The following is a 17,655-nucleotide window of genomic DNA, read 5'->3' as shown; positions in this document are numbered from 1 at the left end:
ATACTGGCCCTGCCAGGCAAAGGGGCGGCAGGTATGCGGGGAATGAAACGTTTAGAAAGGATGTTTCCATGCAGCAGATTACGATTGCTGAAAATGAAGCCGGGCAGCGGCTGGATAAATTGTTGGCTAAATATATGGACAAGGCTCCCAAGAGTTTTCTGTATAAGATGTTGCGGAAAAAGAATATTACCCTGAACAATAAGAAAGCAACGGGCAATGAGAGGCTTAAGAGCCAGGATGTGGTAAAACTATTCTTATCAGATGAAACCATTGCCGGGTTTTCTGGTCCTGGGATCTGCCTCACAGAGGAGAAATTGGATATTATTTATGAAGACAAAAATATCCTCCTGATCAACAAGCCAGCCGGTATGCTGTCACAAAAGGCTGCTCCGTCAGATGTATCTGTGGTGGAACACCTCATTACATATCTGGTCAAGTCAGGGCAGTTATGCGGGCAGGACCTTAAAACCTTTAAACCCTCAGTCTGTAACCGGCTGGACAGGAATACAAGCGGCCTGATTGCGGCAGGGAAGAGCCTGGACGGCCTGCGGGAGCTCAGCCGCTGTTTTAAGGAGCGGAGGCTGGAAAAGTATTACTTATGCTTAACCGCAGGGCAGGTAAAGAAACCGGCACACATCCGGGGATTTTTAGCAAAGGATCCTGGGGCAAACAAGGTACATATTACAGAGGATGGGACAGATAAATCCTCTTTTATAGAGACAAAATACAGGCCCTTGTATGCCAGGGGGGACGCCACACTTTTGGAGGTTCAGTTACTTACGGGGAAACCCCACCAGATCCGGGCCCATCTGGCCTCCCACGGACATCCGATAATCGGAGATTATAAATATGGGGAGAGGGAGCTAAATGATATGTATAAAGCTGCCTATGGGCTTAAGCACCAGCTTCTTCATGCATACCGCATAGTATTTCCAGTATCCGAAGGAATATTGTCCGGCCTTTCAGGAAAAGAATTTTGTGCAGAACCTCCCTTCATTTTCCAGAAAATTGCAGAGGACAAAGGAGTTTGGAAGAATGGCAACATGGAATTCAAGGGGCCTTAGAGGTTCTACGCTGGAAGATCTGATTAACCGCACAAATGAGAGATATGAACAAATGGGGCTGGCTCTGATACAGAAGATCCCTACCCCTATCACGCCTGTGAGGATTGATAAAGAGAGGCGGCATATTACACTGGCTTATTTTGACAAGATCAGCACAGTTGATTACATTGGGGCAGTACAGGGGATCCCAGTCTGTTTCGATGCAAAAGAGTGCAGCACCAGGACCTTCCCGCTGCAGAATATCCATGAACACCAGATGATATTTATGGAGAAATTTGAGCGCCAGAAGGGCATCTCTTTTCTGCTTATTTATTATAGCAGCAGCAACGAATTATATTATATGCGTTTTGAGGAAATACAGCATTTCTGGAAACGTGCACAGGATGGAGGCCGTAAAAGCTTTCGATATGAAGAATTAACCCCCGGTTACTTTATGGGACTTAAGAATGGCTGCTTTGTCCCATACTTGGATTATATCCAGAAGGATTTGGATGCCAGGGATTGACATTTACTGATAAACTGCGTATAATTACTGGAGAATTTAACGTATTAGCACGATAAAGTGAAAGGGTAGTAATATGGAACAGAAATTACATACTCCCGAGGGAGTCAGAGACATTTATAATACAGAGTGCAGAAGGAAAATAGCTGTCCAGGAGGGACTTCACCAGATTCTGCACACATATGGGTATCAGGATATCCAGACTCCTACTTTCGAATATTTTGATGTATTCAGGAAGGAAATTGGTACAATCTCCTCCCGGGAATTATACAAATTTTTTGACCGGGATGGAGATACTATGGCGCTCCGGCCAGACATAACACCATCCATTGCCAGGGCGGCAGCCACGCTGTTTGAGACAGAGGAATTCCCTGTACGGCTCTGCTATATTGGGAATACTTTTATAAACCATTCTAGCTACCAGGGCCGTTTAAAAGAAAATACCCAGATGGGGGCGGAGCTCATAGGCATTGACTCTGCCGAGGCCGATGCAGAGATATTGGCCATGGTTGTGGATGGCTTAAGGAAGGTTGGGTTAAAAGAGTTCCAGGTGAATATAGGACATGTGGATTTTATCAGGAGCCTGATGGAGGCGGCCGGGTTAGATGATGATTCCCGTGCAGAGATCCATGAACTCATAGCAAACCGGAATTATTTCGGCGCCCAGGAGATTTTGGACAATAAAGATGCAGAACCCAGTGTAAAAAAGGCATTTCAGATTCTGCCGGAACTGGTGGGGGATGTGGAAGTGCTTGGGCGCGCCATGGAGATAGCGCCAACGAAGGAAGCAAAGCTGGCTGTCACGCACCTTAAGCAGATATATGAACTCCTCAAGCTATATGGAGCCAGCGATTATGTGACCTTTGACTTAAGCATGAGCGGAAGCTATGGTTATTATACAGGTATTATTTTCCGGGCCTATACATATGGGACTGGGGATGCGGTTGTAAGAGGGGGACGTTATGACCATCTTTTAGAAAAGTTCGGTAAACAGACCCCGTCAGTGGGTTTTGCAGTTCTTGTGGATGAATTGCTCAGTGCGCTGGGGAGGCAGAAGATTCAGATAGAAACGAACCACACAAATATTATAGCATATACAGAAAAAACACAGAAATGGGCCATCGCCCTGGCAAAAAATTTCCGCGCAAAAGGGAAGTGGGTGGAGATGCACAGGCGCACTGGAAAGGACAGCAAAAAAGAGTATATAGATTATGGAAAACGCATTCAGTCAGTCAGTCTGCTTTATCTTCAGGATAACCTGACCATTGAGATGGTCAATCTGATAACAGGTGAAGAAAAGCTGATCAATGCGGCGAAAAAAAAATAAAGGAGCTGACATGAGATATTTGACCTTTGCCCTGACAAAAGGGCGTTTAGCGAGTGAGACACTGAATATGCTGGAAAGGCTGGGCATCCGCTGTGATGAAATGAAGGATAAGGACTCCAGGAAGCTGATATTTGTTAATGAGGACCTGAAGCTGAAGTTCTTTCTTGCCAAGGGGCCTGATGTACCTACCTATGTGGAATACGGTGCAGCTGATATTGGCGTAGCCGGACGGGATACGGTCATAGAAGAGGGGAGAAAAGTGCATGAGGTGCTGGATCTGGGATTTGGAAAGTGCAGAATGTGCGTGTGCGGCCAGGAGAAAGCAGGAGAGCTTTTAAAACACCATGAACTGATCAGGGTAGCCACTAAATATCCCAATATTGCAAAGGATTATTTCTATAATAAGAAGCATCAGACTGTTGAAATCATTAAGATGAATGGATCCATTGAGCTGGCGCCTATAGTCGGACTCTCAGAAGTGATTGTTGATATTGTGGAGACAGGTTCCACCCTGAAGGAGAATGGACTTGTTGTATTGGAGGAAGTCTGCCCGTTATCTGCGCGTATGATTGTAAATCCAGTGAGCATGAGGATGGAAAACAGCAGGATTAAGGAGCTGATTATGAATCTGAGAAAATTGTTACAGGAGGAAGCATAATGCGCATTGAAATTTTAGATGAAAGTACAAAGCAAAATCTGCTGAACGACTTGTTAAAGCGAAGTCCTAATCATTATGGTAAATATGAAGAAAGTGTACGGGTGATTCTGGATACTGTACGGGAAAAAGGGGATGAGGCGCTTTTTTCCTATACCAGGGAGTTTGACGGTGCAGAAATCAATGCCCAGAATGTCCGTGTGACAGAAGAGGAGATACAAAAGGCTTACAGCCAGGTGGATCCCTCACTTTTGTCTATTATAAGAAAGTCTCTGTATAATATTGAAGCTTACCATGCAAAGCAGAAGCAGTATAGCTGGTTTGACAGCAGGCCTGACGGGAGCCTCCTGGGCCAGAAGGTGACCCCTTTACAGAGGGTGGGCGTATATGTGCCTGGAGGAAAGGCAGTTTATCCCTCGTCAGTCTTGATGAATATTGTGCCTGCAAAGGTAGCAGGCGTAGATGAAATTATCATGGTGACTCCGCCAGGAAAGGATGGCCAGGTGAATCCTGCTACACTTGTGGCAGCCAAGGAGGCAGGGGCCTCTGCTGTGTATAAGGCGGGCGGGGCGCAGGCGGTGGCCGCTTTGGCTTTTGGGACTAGGAGCATCCCCAAGGTAGATAAAATCGTTGGTCCTGGAAATATATATGTGGCTCTGGCCAAAAAAGCTGTCTATGGCCATGTAAGCATTGATTCCATTGCCGGGCCTAGTGAAATACTGGTTTTGGCAGATGAGACGGCCAATCCCAGGTACGCGGCGGCTGACCTGCTCTCACAGGCAGAACACGATGAGCTGGCCTCCGCTATTTTAATTACAACAAGCAGGGAACTGGCGGAGAAGGTATCTGCTGAGGCAGATGTTTTTGTCAAGAGTTTGCCGAGAGGCGGGATCATTCAGAAATCTCTGGATAATTATGGCCATATTCTTGTGGCTGAAACTATGGAAGAGGCCATTGGGGCGGCCAATGAGATTGCATCAGAACATCTGGAAATTATGACAGCGGATCCTTATGCTGTTATGACTAAAATACGTAATGCCGGCGCCATATTTATTGGGGAATACAGCAGTGAGCCGTTAGGGGATTACTTCGCCGGGCCAAACCATGTGCTGCCCACAAATGGGACTGCAAAGTTCTTTTCCCCTCTCTCTGTAGATGATTTTATTAAAAAGTCAAGTATTATCTCTTACTCTAGGGAAGCCCTTGAGTCTGTACATACGGACATAGAAACGTTTGCTGAGGCGGAACAGCTTACGGCCCATGCAAATTCTATCAAGGTGCGTTTTGAGGATTGACTGCAGGCGAACTATGGGAGGTAAATTATGGCGGACAGGACAGGCAGCTGTACAAGGAAAACAAAAGAAACAGATATTACACTGACCCTTTGCCTGGATGGCAGAGGCAACAATAAAATAGACACAGGAATCCCTTTTTTTGACCATATGCTGGACGGTTTTGCCAGGCACGGCCTGTTTGACCTGGAGGTAAAGGCAAAAGGGGACCTGGAGGTGGACTGCCACCATACAGTGGAGGATACGGGGATCGTGCTTGGCCATGCCCTTGCCGACGCTTTGGGCGATAAAGCAGGTATACGCCGTTATGGGAGTTTTATGCTCCCCATGGATGAGACGCTGGCTCTGTGCGCTGTAGATTTATCCGGCCGTCCCTACTTAAATTTTTCTGCACAATTTCCCTCCCAAAGACTGGGCGGGTTGGATACAGAGATGATAAGGGAGTTCTTTTATGCAGTATCTTACAGTGCAGCCATAAACCTGCACTTAAAAATACTGGACGGCGGCAACAGCCACCACATGGCGGAGGCCCTGTTCAAGGCATTTGGGAAAGCACTGGATATGGCTGTCATGGAGGAACCCAGGATAAAAGAGGCCTGGTCCACAAAGGGCAGTTTGTAAAAGGAGAGAAAGAATGAGTTATAAAAGATTGACCCCCTGTATATTTATTGATGGGGGAAAGGCCGTCAGATGGTTTGACGACAGCACAATAATAAGTGATGATGTAGTGTCTCTGGCAAAGCATTACAGCGGGATGGGGGCTGACGAACTGATCGTCTTTGACCTTTCTAATTCAGATGAAGACCATGAAGAGTCAGTGGGCCTGATGAAGCAGATTAACCGGGTCATCAACATCCCTATGGTGGCAGGAGGCAATATCCGCAGGCAGGAGGATGTCAAAAAAGTACTCTATGCAGGGGCCAAGCGGGCAATGCTGAACTTTTCTAAGTCACTGTCTGTGGAATTGATAGAAGAAGTTTCAAGGCGGTTTGGGAAGGAGCGAATTGCTGTTTCCCTGAATGATTTTGATTCTCTGTTCAAGCATCAGCATCTGCTGGAGGAATACAGCACAGAACTTATTTTTATGCACAGGCTGGATTTGAATTCTGTCATGAATGTAACGCAGATCCCCTGTGTTGTGGTGACAGATACTTTGGAGCAGGAAGAAATATTGAAAATATTAAAGAGTGATGGCATTAAAGGTGTCTCTGGATTGTTTATCAGCCAGCAGGATATGGACTTCAATGCCTTTAAGGATATTTGCGCGCGGGAAGGGATCCGCATGACATCCTTTGAAAGTATGATGGAATTTACGGAGTTTAAACTAAATGCAGACGGACTCCTTCCGGTGATTGTCCAGGATTATAAAACTAACGAGGTCCTTATGATGGCTTACATGGATGAAGAGGCCTTTGAGCATACTGTAAAGTCTGGGCGTATGACATATTACAGCAGAAGCAGGAAGGAGCAGTGGGTAAAAGGAGAGACATCCGGGCACTATCAGTATGTCAAAACTTTGACTGCCGATTGTGATAAGGATACATTGCTTGCCAAAGTCGAACAGATAGGGGCAGCCTGCCATACAGGGAACCATACTTGTTTCTTTCAGTCTGTGGCAGGGACTGATTATAATACAAATAATCCCCTTCAGATTTTTGAATCCGTATATGCTACGATTATGGATAGAAAACAGAATCCAAGGGAGGGTTCTTATACGAACTATCTGTTTGATAAGGGGATTGACAAAATTTTAAAAAAGGTAGGGGAGGAGGCGGCAGAAATTATTATTGCTGCAAAAAATCCAAATCCTGAGGAAATCAAATATGAGTTATCAGATTTCTTGTACCATGCAATGGTATTGATGGTAGAGCGGGGAGTTACCTGGGAAGATATCACAAATGAGCTGGCGGACAGATAGCCGGGAAGTCGCCAAACGGACACGTAAACATGTCCGCTTGGCTCGTTGCTTGCGGGAATAAAGTGTTTTAAACAGGAGGCAAAGGGCCCGAAGCAGGGAATTGTCCTTCATGGTTCTAACCCATTTAGACAGGGCATATGATATGTTAGACGTATCATATGCCCTGTTCTTGCCATATTTAAAATATTGGAGGTACACAAATTATGAATGAATCGGAGGAAAGACGACGCCAGCTTCTCAGACAGACCAGAATGCTTTATGACGAGGACCGCACGCCGGCAGTACATCCGCGTTACGGACATATCTACCATGATTTATATGGAAACGACAATACGCAGCCTTCCCAAAACAGCTTTTTCTTCCGGCTGTCCATCGGTATCTTATGCTTTATCTGCTATGTATGGATGGATTATGGGAAAATTGACGTGGCTAATGTGAGCAGCAGCCAAATTGTAAATCAGATCGAAAAACAGATGAACTTAGAAGAGCTAAAAGCTGTATGGAAAAATTTATAAAACTAAGTATGGCAATAATGTAGGGGCAGGCCGGCATCTGGCAGGGGAAATGATCCAGGCATAAGAAGTTATGCCTGGCCCTGTTTTTGCCCTTTACCCCTGCTTTTATGTATGTTATACTTTGAAACAGGCCATAAGCCGATAATTACACAAATGTATGCCCCAGAGTATACATGAGAATATATTGGGAGCCATTCGTTATGAAAGTACATATGCATACATTATTTAGCGGTAATTTCCGGAAGCCTGTGAACAAAAGGCGCAATAGCAGGAGGTCCGCTGAATATCATTTGCCAGGCAGGCATAGCTGGGGAAAAACCCCCGGGCATCTGAAATATTTTTTTGGGGAGGGAAAAGCCGCCCAAGCCATACGTAAAGGCCTGATTTTTATGACACCTCTTGTTATTCTGTCTTCTATGGCCCTTGTCCTCCTTAACTTTCCTGTCAGTACCTACCAGAACTGGCTGTATAGTATACATGCCAGGCCTTATTTATCGGTCCTGAATCTGATTTATGACGCAACGATTGATTATTTTTCCCTAATCCTTTCATTTGCAGTGGCATGGTGCTATGCTGAGCAGCTGCAGATCAAAAATGGGAAAAGCTTTGTATCTTTTGGCGCAACTGCCAGTTTCCTCATACTGATCAATGCGCCCTATGGGGATTTTAATACATTATATTTAAGTACAGCCGGCATTAGTTCATCGCTGCTTGCTTCCCTGATTACAACAAGGCTCTTTTACCAGCTTAGCAGCTTTCGGTTTTTCAGGAGCAGGGATGAAGACATGGATTCTTTTCTCGGTAAAATGACCGCCTCCATATTGCCGCTGGCCTGTATCCTGATTGCGTTTGCCGTGGCCACATATGTGATTGAGGCGTCCACAGGTACTTGCTTACAGGAGCTGATTGAAGATTTTTTTACGTTTATTTTTACAAAAATACAATTTCACCGCCTGTTCACAGGGATTTACTATGTTTTGACTTTGCATTTGCTCTGGTTTTTTGGGATTCAGGGTTCACATATTTATTACGAAATTAATGAGGTCTTTCTGGCAAATTATCTGCGCAATAATATTATGGATGCGGCTATGGGGAACCAGCCAGCGGAAATTATTAACACAGTATTCATAAACAGTGTATCCGACATAGGGGGCGCAGGTTCTACCCTGGCTTTAGTACTGGCGATTTTGTTAGTAAGCAGGAATAAAAATACAAGAAGAGTTGCAAAATTTGGTTTGCTCCCTTCCTTTATGAATGTAAATGAAATTATTTTGTTCGGCCTCCCTATTGTGTTTAACCCAGTATTTTTTATCCCTTTCTTAATTGCGCCATTTGTGAATCTGTGTATCGGATATCTTGCCACATCCATTGGACTGATCCCTGTGGTGATCCAGGACATTAACTGGACAACTCCTCCTGTTCTCAGTGGTTTCCTTGCTACTGGGTCTTTGCGCGGCGCAGTCCTGCAAGTTTTGCTGCTGGCAATTGATGTGGGGATTTATATCCCCTTTGTACGCAAAATGGATAAAAAGACACTGCCGATCCCAGATCTCTACGAAGATAACTTTGAGAAAATCAAGACAATGGAGGAAAAAGATATTGAGAACAGACGGCTGATATATTCTCTTACAAACGTTTTCTCAGATGTCTATGAGCTGGATATAGAATCTGAAATGCTGCGGGTTATACGGTCCTCCAGAAAGGATCCTCTTTTTAGCGGTGGGCAGGAAATACGTTTTCAGGCATTTTGGAAGTATTTTATACAAAAAATGCCTGCCGATAAGCGTATGGAACAAGAGAATATGTTGGAGTTAGGGCACCTTTCCGCGTACATCCTGGAGGCAAAAATCATGGAGCGTGAATTCCAGCTGATGGAGGACGACGGCCAGCACTGGTTCAGAATGCAGGTTATTTTATCATATGCCCGGAGGAACAGGCCGCCCATAGTTACAATAACCATCATGAATATAGATGATTTGAAGCTTTTGCAGGCAGAACAGAATATGGCCTTGCTGGCCGCATATGAATCAGCGCGCCGGGCCAACCAGGCAAAATCGGATTTTCTTTCTAATATGTCCCATGATATACGTACGCCTATGAACGCTGTCATTGGCATGAGTACAATTGCCAGGCGCTACATCCATGATCCGGAAAGGCTTTTGGACTGTCTTGATAAGATTGATTCTTCTTCCGCCCATCTTTTAAACCTGATTAATTCTGTCCTTGACATGAGCAAAATAGAGAGCGGAAAGCTGACCCTGGCAGAACAATCGTTCCCGCTGGATGGCATGTTGGGGGATATTATAGTGATTATCCAGCCACAGGCCCAAAAAAAGCAAATTAACTTTATCTTTGGATTTGAAAATATAGAGGGGATTACAGTAATTGGGGATTCCCTGAGGATACGTCAGGTTTTGCTCAATATTTTAGGCAATGCGGTTAAATTTACACCTGAAAAGGGGACAATTACTTTTACGGGGGTTCGCCGCCCTTCCTCCTATGAGGGGTACAGCACATTTGAATTTATCTGTTCTGATACAGGGATTGGCATGAGCAGTGAATTCATTGATAAATTGTTTAAGCCGTTTGAGCGGGCATCGGATTCTGCTGTAAATAAGATTGAGGGCAGCGGCCTGGGAATGTCCATAACCAAAAGTATTATTGAAATGATGAACGGTGAAATTTATGTGGAGAGCGAGAAGAACCAGGGAAGTAAATTTACAGTTATCCTTCATTTAAAAGAAGCTGCCAGACAAGCTGTACCAAAAGAGCCTGTACTAAGTCCTGCTTCAGGGGGAGACCTGGAGGGAAGGCGGGTACTGCTTGTAGAGGATAACGACCTAAACAGGGAGATAGCCTGTGAATTTCTAAAGCCTTGTAAAGTGGAGATAGAGACTGCCGTAAATGGAAGGGAGGCTGTTGAGCTTATGAGTTCTTCTCACCCAGGCTATTATAATCTTATATTTATGGACATTCAGATGCCCAAGATGAATGGCTATGAAGCCGCTGCAGCAATACGGAAAATGGACAGGCCGGATTGTAACATTCCCATTGTCGCCATGACGGCAAATGCCTTTTCTGATGATATCCGAAATGCCATGGAAGCGGGGATGAACGAACATGTATCTAAGCCTGTCTCGGCAGACAGACTCACGGAGGTGCTTAAAAAGTGGCTGCCTGCGGATAAAGAGTAGCTGTGCAACATTCTATGGCCCGGTGAGGCCAAAGGAATAAAACAGGAAAAAACTTACACCGGTGCCTTTTATCTGACTACGGTGGATGCGGAACATATTTATAGATTACAATGGGAAACTGTGTATGAGAGAATGTGCTGTCTGCTGTCACAGTTAAAAGCGGAGAGAGGAGCCTTTGTGTTTAGAATAGACACGAAGGCTCCTTGCATGTATTCTTTTTATCAAATTTGACTGTAAAAGTGGCTCCCCCGCCGGGAGTATCTTTGACGCTTATGCCGCCTCCTAACATCTGTGCTAATTCTTTAGCAATGCTTAATCCTAATCCAAAATTAGATTTATTTGTATGGGATTTGTCGCCGCTGTAAAAGCGGTCAAAAATGTAATGTTTATCCGTATCAGAAATACCCTGGCCGTGATCTGCAACAGAAAATGCAATGCTCCTTCCGTTATACGTAAGGAGTATCTCTATCAAAGCGTTGTTCTTCGCATGTTGAATGGCATTATCCATAAATATGCATAAAATTTGAAATAACCGGTCTTTGTCAGTGAACATGGCGGGATAACTTTCATCTGATAAATTCAGCTTGAGATCAATTTTATTTTTTAAACATGTGGTTTCGTATGTTTCATACAAAGTGATAAGCAAGGTGTCTATATTTATTTCAGATGGATATAATGTCCATGATTTTGCATCAGAAGAAGCAAGAAGCAGCATATCCTTGACCAGACGGGATAACCGCATACATTCAATATCGATTGCCCAAACAGATTGTCTTGAGTGTTCGTTTAAGGAATAATCTGCCAAGAGAAGATCCGTATGTGAAATCATTACAGCAAGAGGGGATTTTAATTCATGGGAGGCCGTTGCGACAAACTCCTTTTGACTTTTCCATATCCGTTCTGTTGGAACCAATACTTTTTTAATTAAGAAGCGGGCAAAAAAAAGAACCACAATAAATGCAAAAAACCATATAAGGAGATATAGAGGTAATACCCTTTGTAAAATAGTGTTTAAGCTGTCGATTTGATAAAGGAACAGTGCCTCATATGTTGTATCGTTGGAAGTGACAATTGTAGCAGGTATTCCTAAATAAGTATCTTTCCCGGCTCCCTTTAATTCAAAGATTCCACTTTGTGAGGTGGTTCCTGTATCTGAGGGGAACAATGTGTTTTGAGCCATTTGTTTTTGTACCTTCATGAACAGTAGATCTGCAGAAGATGGCAATGAAAAATTACTCTGATAAATAGTTTCCCCGTCCATATCAGTGAGCAATGAAAAAATATGATAGCTGTCTTCATAGTTTTTAAGGGATGTATCCACAGTAGAGGAATCTCTTTCTATTTGATAAATCAGTAAGGTTGACATACGTTGAAAAAATGTACTTTCATTTATCCTCTCTGTATAGACAGTATTTACAATCACAATTAAAAGTACAAAGGTAATAATCAACATAACAGAACCCGTAAATAAAATATGAAGTTTGCGGTATAAGTTATTTAGCATCGTCTTTCTCCAATTTATATCCGGCGCCATAGACCGTTGTTATTTTACATGAACTTCTTAACTCTTTGAAGCGTTTTCGCAGAAAAGAAATGTAATTATCTACATTGCCAGTTTCTATTTCGGAAGAGCTGCCCCAGATTTTTAGTATAAGCTGTTCGCGGGAGAAAAGTGTTTCCGGGTTCTGCATAAATACAAATGTCAGTTCGCTTTCCTTCGAGGTCAGTAAAAGAGAATGGGCTGATGTGGATAATGTTCGGCTGTCCTTATCAAAGGTTAAATCACCATATTGTAATTTGGGGGACAACTGCATATGGGCAGGCCGCCTTGTTAATGCCCGGATCCGTGCCTGTAGTTCCTCTATATGAAATGGTTTTACCAAGTAATCATCGGCACCGCCGTCTAATCCTTCAACCCGGTTATCGAGGGTACTCATGGCCGTAATGATAATGATAGGAATCGATATTCCTTTTTTCCTCATGGACTTGATAATGGTTAAGCCGTCGATGATGGGCAGCATACGGTCTACAATCGCAATATCATAAGCAAAGTCTGTATTTAAAGCATACAGCATGGCAGTTTCTCCGTCCTTACAACAATCGACAGCATGATTTTCTTTTTCCAGTGAAATTTTTATATTTTTACACAGCTCTAAATCATCCTCCAGAAGAAGTATTTTCATAATGTATCAATCCCTTTCGATTAAATTATTAGATATTATAGCAGAAAAGTCTGTAAAAATCCTCTAAAAACCCATTATGATTTTCTGGCTTTCTTACAGGATTTTTAGAATAGTTTGATTCTAAAATAATGGCATATCAAAAATGGAAGGTGGAATTCAAAATGACAAAAACGGACTTGAGGAAATTAGCAGCAGCTGGATTGTGTATCTGTATATTAACGGGATGTGGTTCAAATTCAGATGTAAAACCAGAAACATCTAAGCCAGCCGTGAGTTCCGGCGCCAACGCTGAGAATACAAAGGATTCGTCCGAAACTGGAACAAATGATTTGCTGGATTTTGCACAGATGTTGGGAACTGTTTTGGAATTTACAGACAGCGGCTGTTCTGTGAGCCAGGCAAAGGAGTACGACGGCGGAGCTGGACTTATAGAGGACGCAGCGGGAGCAGAAAATAAAGACAATGGGGTGTCTGTAACATATAACTCCGGTTGTGAATTTGTCATAGCAACAGTAAATGCACAGTATGGAGTTACTAATGTAACAGCCGGTTCCATATCCGATGTGAAAAAGCAGTCAAAAGTATATCTCTATGGGGAGTTTGCAGATACACTTCATTTTAATGCATCAAAAGTTGTAATCGCTCATTGGGAATAGAGGTGTGAACTATGAAGCCTCATCAACTTGCTTTTAAAAATCTATATAGAAAAAAGGGAAAGACCATTTTGCTATGGATTGTCCTGATACTTGTAAACAGTATGATTTTAGTCACAAATATGATTTTAAGAACAACAAATGAATCTCTACAAACTATGCAGGAAAAAACAAATTCTAAAATTGTGGCTGAAATTACAAGTAAAGATAAAAAAATAACCGACAGCCAGGTACATACAATTGAAACATTGGAAGATGTTTCAGCTATAAACCGTATAGGCAGGCAAGAAGCATTTCCTGCAAACTTTGTTCCTGTTACTTCCAGTACTTCTGCCGGCGAAGATAATTTGAAAATTGCGCTGCTTTCCTATGATGATTTGGAACAGGACAGTCCTTTTTCAGAAATGCAGTACCGGTTATCTTCTGGCAATTATATCAGACAAGGGGAAAAAGGCGCTGTTATCCATACTAGCCTTGCAGATCAGAACGGACTAAAAATAGGAAATTCGATTGAATTAAGCACAAAAGATGAAACCATGGTGTCAGTAGAGATAACTGGAATTTTTAAATCTGCAGGAAATGCCGAAAAAGAGCAGCCAGCCGAAACTACGGCGGTTAATCGAATAGAAAATCAAATCTTTATTGATAACGATACCTATAAAGAACTGGTAAAAGGAACTGGGTTTGATAAACTGAGCATTTACTCAAAAAGACCGGAAAGCCTGGATGTGTTGGAAACGAGCCTGCAAAAAATATTCGGAGATGACATTGCACTTAGCACGTCTGATACACTTTATCAGCAGATGTCCGCTCCTTTGGAGCAGATCAGCAGAGCTGCATATCTTGTGCTGATACTTACTTTAATAGCCGGCACGGCTGTTGTTTCTTTATTATTGTGTATGTGGATGGGGACAAGACAAAAAGAGATGGCAGTCTTTATGAGCCTCGGAAAGAAAAAAATAGAGATTTTTACGCAGTTCTTGTTAGAAGCAGGCAGCGTATTTGCGTTTTCTGTTTTAGGAACAGCAGTAATTGGAAAGCTGTTTTCTGGTATTTTGCAAAACAGTATTAGCAGTTCTGAAGCGGCAGAAGTAAACCTTGAGGTGGCTTTACAATTACAAGATATTGGAGTTTTGTTTCTTTTAGGCGCTGTGGTTATTTTGACAGCACTGTGCTGCTCTGTTATTCCGTTATTAAGAGCAAACCCAAAGGATATATTAGTGAAAATGGAGGGATAATGTATGAACTTTTTAGGACTGGCAAGGCGTTCAGTTTTGAGAAAGCCAATAAAGAGTATTCTTTTACTCATGATTGTGTTTGTTATCAGTACCTTACTTTTAGCCGGCATGGCTGGTAAAAATGCCAGTATTCAAGTGCAGGATAAAGCAAGGCAGGCAATCGGGGCAGGATTTCTTTTGGAAAAAAATGATGTATATAGAAGTAAACGTATTGAAGAATTATCTAAAAAAATTGGTGAAAGAGAGGGGGCACTCAATGGCTACTTCCAAAAGAAAATGGTGATTAATGGTGAAGAAACATGGCAATGCTGGACAACAAATGAATTTGAAACCTTAGATATAAGGGATATTGAAAAGTTGTCAAAAACAAAAGGAGTGGCTGATTATAATGTCACAACGGCGGCAACAGCCGTAAACCCTGTGAATTTCAAAAGAATTGAAGAGAAAGATGTAGACCAGAGTGCAGATGTTGGCGGTGTATGCATGATTGGAAACAAAGATATGAAACTGGATGGAAATGTTCTATCTGGAAACCTGCATATCAAAGAGGGACGAATGATAAGGCCAGACGATAAAGATATGTGCGTGATTTCAGAAGAGCTTGCAAAGGAAAACAATCTGAAAACCGGTGATAAGATTTCTTTTAATGATTATCACGATACTGAAAATTCAAACATTTTAGAAGCCGAGGTTGTCGGAATTTACCAAGTGGATCAAAAGATGTCCCCTTTTATGCAAGGGGATACGTACCGATCAGAAAATGTGATATTTACAGATTTGGATTTTCCAGAAAAAGTGGAAGGTGAGACAAGTCCCTTATATGAGAGAGCATATTTCAAAGTTGAAGATGTAGATACCTATGATGAAGTAAAAGAAAGCCTGCAAAATACGGATATCAATTGGGAACAGTATGATTTGATTGACAATAACGGAAATTCTGAAACTATGTCCTCGAATTTTAATGATTTGGCAAAAGTTAGTGAAATACTGATGCTGGTAATTTTCATTGCAGGTTTCATTATTCTTGTTTTAGTATTTTTATTCTGGCTGAAAAACCGTGTGCAGGAAGTAGGTATTTTCTTATCCCTTGGTATCGGGAAATTTAGAATCATCGGGCAGATTTGGAGTGAAGCGGTAATGCTTGCTGTTATTTCTCTTATGCTCTCCTTTGCAGCCGCTCCCTTTGTTTCCAAAGTAACTGCAGATTATCTGGTATCACAGCAGGCCCGGCAGGTGCAGGAGAAAGAAGAAAAGAATGGGGATAAAATATCTACAGAATATGCCCCGCCGAAGCAGGACGTACAGAGTATCTGTGTAAAGGTGACTCCGGGAATGTATTTATTTGATGGGGCAAGTGTTATGTTGCTGATAACGGCTTCAGTTCTGGTTTCGTCTATTGTAATACTAAAGAGAAACCCAAAAGATATTTTAACAGAATTGAGTTAGGAGGACAGCAAAGATGTTAGAAGTAAAGAATGTGAGCTATGCTTACAAAACGAAAAAAGATAAGATGATTTTGAAAAATGTATCAGCTGCTTTCAGGAAAAGTGTCTTTTATGCAATTATGGGCCCCAGCGGCGCAGGAAAAACAACGCTGTTATCTCTCCTAGCTGGCCTAGATACAGCGGGAAGGGGCGCTGTCCTTTTCAATGGCGAGGATATCACGAAAAAAGGATTGAATGACTATAGAAAGCATACTGTCTCGCTGGTATTTCAAAATTATAATCTAATTGATTATTTAACGGTGGTTGAGAATGTTAAATTAGGTGGAAGTGTAAATGCAGAAAAACTACTAGAAGAAGTGGGGATTGGCAGGGAATATAGGAAAAGGAATGTGCTTCAGTTATCCGGCGGACAGCAACAACGTGTAGCCATTGCAAGGGCCTTGGCAAGTAACGCTCATGTGCTTTTGGCTGATGAACCGACAGGAAATCTTGACGAAACGACTGCTGATGAAATCATTACTTTACTGAAAAAAACTGCCCATGAGCATGGAAAGTGCGTCATTGTTGTTACTCACAGCAAACGGCTGGCACAAGAAGCTGATGAAATAATAGAAATAAAGGAGGGGATATTACATTACCGTCAACAATAAAGTGTACCAGCGGATGGCCAGCACCCTTTCAGGTACCAGTGCAGATGAAAAAGGTATTAATTTGGCAAAAGTGGGGATGATTTATAGTAATACTATAATAAGGAGCAAAAAAACGATGATTGAACCAGATACAATTAAACTACTCCGGGAATGTGATGCGGGAATTAAGATGGGGGTCGTATCTATTGATGAGGTATTGGACTATGTACAGGATGAAAGGCTTTGCAAGAATCTTATGGAGTGTAAGGACAAGCATGAGAAGATGAAAGATGAGATTCAGGTTCTTTTAGATCAATACCATGATGATGGGAAAGAGCCAAATCCAATGGCAAAAAGTATGTCCTGGGTCAAAACGAATATAAAATTGGTCATGGATGAGTCGGATGCGACTATTGCCAATTTGATGACAGACGGCTGTAATATGGGGGTTAAGTCTCTTAATAAATACTTGAATCAGTACGAGGCAGCGGATAAAAAGACCAAGGACATTGCCAGGAGGCTGATCAAGCTGGAAGAGACACTTGTTACTGATATCCGGGAGTTTTTGTAAGAATAGCTGCAGGGAAATTTTCCTTCCTCTCAATAAGGTAAAGTATCTGAATGAGGCATGTAACTGTGCTGATCCATATGCTGGAAGAAGTAATACGGATCACTGGGGGAGTTTATGTGTTGAACTATAGAATAGATATGGTATTAAAAAGGCGAAGGAGCAATCATCCAGGTGATCCTGGAGCCTAAGTACGGAAAAAAGAATTTGTAAACCACCCCCAATACATACAAGGGTAATATTAAAAAAATAAATGAGCAAAGTGCTGCCGTGTATCCTAAAAGATACCCGGCAGCATTTTCAATTATTACATTTTTGAAAGAAAATCATGCAGACTTTGGCCGTGAAAAGGCAGACTGGATGTTGGAATACCGGATCAGATTGCTTGAAGAAATATGGAAAGACATTTATCATGGATAGAAAAGACAATTAATATAACTGAAACAAAAGTCAAACAAATCACAAACAGTAA

17 protein-coding genes are annotated in these 17,655 nt (G+C 42.4%); 15 read left to right on the top strand and 2 right to left on the bottom strand.

Annotated elements, in window-relative coordinates; all coding sequences use genetic code 11:
• Positions 1-68 precede the first annotated feature (68 nt).
• The 9 genes from EFA47_RS08295 (at position 69) to EFA47_RS08255 (ending at position 10,467) form a co-directional block, all read left to right on the top strand.
• Positions 69-1,064 (top strand): RluA family pseudouridine synthase, encoded by a 996-nt coding sequence (locus EFA47_RS08295; protein ID WP_122642844.1) that lies wholly within the window; start codon positions 69-71, stop codon positions 1,062-1,064.
• Positions 1,036-1,569 carry a Holliday junction resolvase RecU gene (locus EFA47_RS08290; protein WP_122642843.1) on the top strand — a complete coding sequence of 178 codons (534 nt, stop codon included), beginning with the start codon at positions 1,036-1,038 and terminating at the stop codon, positions 1,567-1,569. Before EFA47_RS08295 ends, EFA47_RS08290 begins: the two co-directional genes overlap by 29 nt.
• Positions 1,570-1,642: 73 nt before the next feature.
• Entirely contained in the window at positions 1,643-2,893 is a 1,251-nt protein-coding gene (gene hisZ / locus EFA47_RS08285; protein WP_122642842.1) for an ATP phosphoribosyltransferase regulatory subunit, read from the top strand.
• Positions 2,894-2,903: 10 nt separating this feature from the next.
• Positions 2,904-3,551 (top strand): ATP phosphoribosyltransferase, encoded by a 648-nt coding sequence (gene hisG, locus EFA47_RS08280; protein ID WP_122644468.1) that lies wholly within the window; start codon positions 2,904-2,906, stop codon positions 3,549-3,551.
• A complete protein-coding gene (gene hisD, locus EFA47_RS08275; RefSeq protein ID WP_122642841.1) occupies positions 3,551-4,843 on the top strand; it encodes a histidinol dehydrogenase in 1,293 nt (430 codons plus the stop codon). Before hisG ends, hisD begins: the two co-directional genes overlap by 1 nt.
• Positions 4,844-4,870: 27 nt before the next feature.
• Positions 4,871-5,461, top strand: coding sequence for an imidazoleglycerol-phosphate dehydratase HisB (gene hisB, locus EFA47_RS08270; protein WP_122642840.1), 591 nt, complete (start codon positions 4,871-4,873; stop codon positions 5,459-5,461).
• A 13-nt stretch (positions 5,462-5,474) separates the two neighbouring features.
• Positions 5,475-6,758 (top strand): bifunctional phosphoribosyl-AMP cyclohydrolase/phosphoribosyl-ATP diphosphatase HisIE, encoded by a 1,284-nt coding sequence (gene hisIE / locus EFA47_RS08265; RefSeq protein ID WP_122642839.1) that lies wholly within the window; start codon positions 5,475-5,477, stop codon positions 6,756-6,758.
• Between the two features lie 203 nt (positions 6,759-6,961).
• Complete coding sequence (locus EFA47_RS08260) at positions 6,962-7,273, top strand: hypothetical protein (RefSeq protein WP_122642838.1); 312 nt, start codon at positions 6,962-6,964, stop codon at positions 7,271-7,273.
• A gap of 200 nt (positions 7,274-7,473) precedes the next feature.
• Entirely contained in the window at positions 7,474-10,467 is a 2,994-nt protein-coding gene (locus EFA47_RS08255; protein WP_164689956.1) for a PTS transporter subunit EIIC, read from the top strand.
• Positions 10,468-10,648: 181 nt separating this feature from the next.
• Here EFA47_RS08255 and EFA47_RS08250 read toward each other — a convergent pair whose 3' ends face one another.
• Together EFA47_RS08250 and EFA47_RS08245 are read right to left on the bottom strand one after the other, a co-directional pair.
• Positions 10,649-11,971, bottom strand: a complete 1,323-nt coding sequence (locus EFA47_RS08250) for a sensor histidine kinase (protein ID WP_122642836.1) — start codon at positions 11,969-11,971, stop codon at positions 10,649-10,651.
• Positions 11,961-12,650, bottom strand: a complete 690-nt coding sequence (locus EFA47_RS08245; RefSeq protein ID WP_122642835.1) for a response regulator transcription factor — start codon at positions 12,648-12,650, stop codon at positions 11,961-11,963. The genes EFA47_RS08250 and EFA47_RS08245 overlap by 11 nt, the downstream gene beginning before the upstream one ends.
• Positions 12,651-12,811: 161 nt before the next feature.
• Between EFA47_RS08245 and EFA47_RS08240 the strand changes: the two genes are divergently transcribed.
• The 6 genes from EFA47_RS08240 to EFA47_RS19855 all read left to right on the top strand — a co-directional run bounded on the left by EFA47_RS08240 (position 12,812) and on the right by EFA47_RS19855 (position 17,603).
• Positions 12,812-13,306, top strand: coding sequence for a chitinase (locus EFA47_RS08240; RefSeq protein WP_122642834.1), 495 nt, complete (start codon positions 12,812-12,814; stop codon positions 13,304-13,306).
• Between the two features lie 11 nt (positions 13,307-13,317).
• Positions 13,318-14,541: an ABC transporter permease gene (locus EFA47_RS08235; protein ID WP_122642833.1), complete on the top strand. Its 1,224-nt coding sequence runs from the start codon at positions 13,318-13,320 to the stop codon at positions 14,539-14,541.
• 3 nt (positions 14,542-14,544) lie between these two features.
• Positions 14,545-15,987, top strand: coding sequence for an ABC transporter permease (locus EFA47_RS08230; RefSeq protein ID WP_122642832.1), 1,443 nt, complete (start codon positions 14,545-14,547; stop codon positions 15,985-15,987).
• 13 nt (positions 15,988-16,000) lie between these two features.
• Complete coding sequence (locus EFA47_RS08225) at positions 16,001-16,636, top strand: ABC transporter ATP-binding protein (RefSeq protein ID WP_122642831.1); 636 nt, start codon at positions 16,001-16,003, stop codon at positions 16,634-16,636.
• Positions 16,637-16,751: 115 nt separating this feature from the next.
• Positions 16,752-17,186 carry a hypothetical protein gene (locus EFA47_RS08220; RefSeq protein ID WP_122644467.1) on the top strand — a complete coding sequence of 145 codons (435 nt, stop codon included), beginning with the start codon at positions 16,752-16,754 and terminating at the stop codon, positions 17,184-17,186.
• Between the two features lie 267 nt (positions 17,187-17,453).
• Positions 17,454-17,603 (top strand): hypothetical protein, encoded by a 150-nt coding sequence (locus EFA47_RS19855; RefSeq protein ID WP_164689955.1) that lies wholly within the window; start codon positions 17,454-17,456, stop codon positions 17,601-17,603.
• The last annotated feature ends 52 nt before the right edge of the window (positions 17,604-17,655 follow it).

The organism is Luxibacter massiliensis, assembly GCF_900604355.1.
Taxonomy (GTDB): Bacteria; Bacillota; Clostridia; order Lachnospirales; family Lachnospiraceae; genus Luxibacter; species Luxibacter massiliensis.
This window is presented reverse-complemented; position numbering and strand designations above follow the sequence as displayed.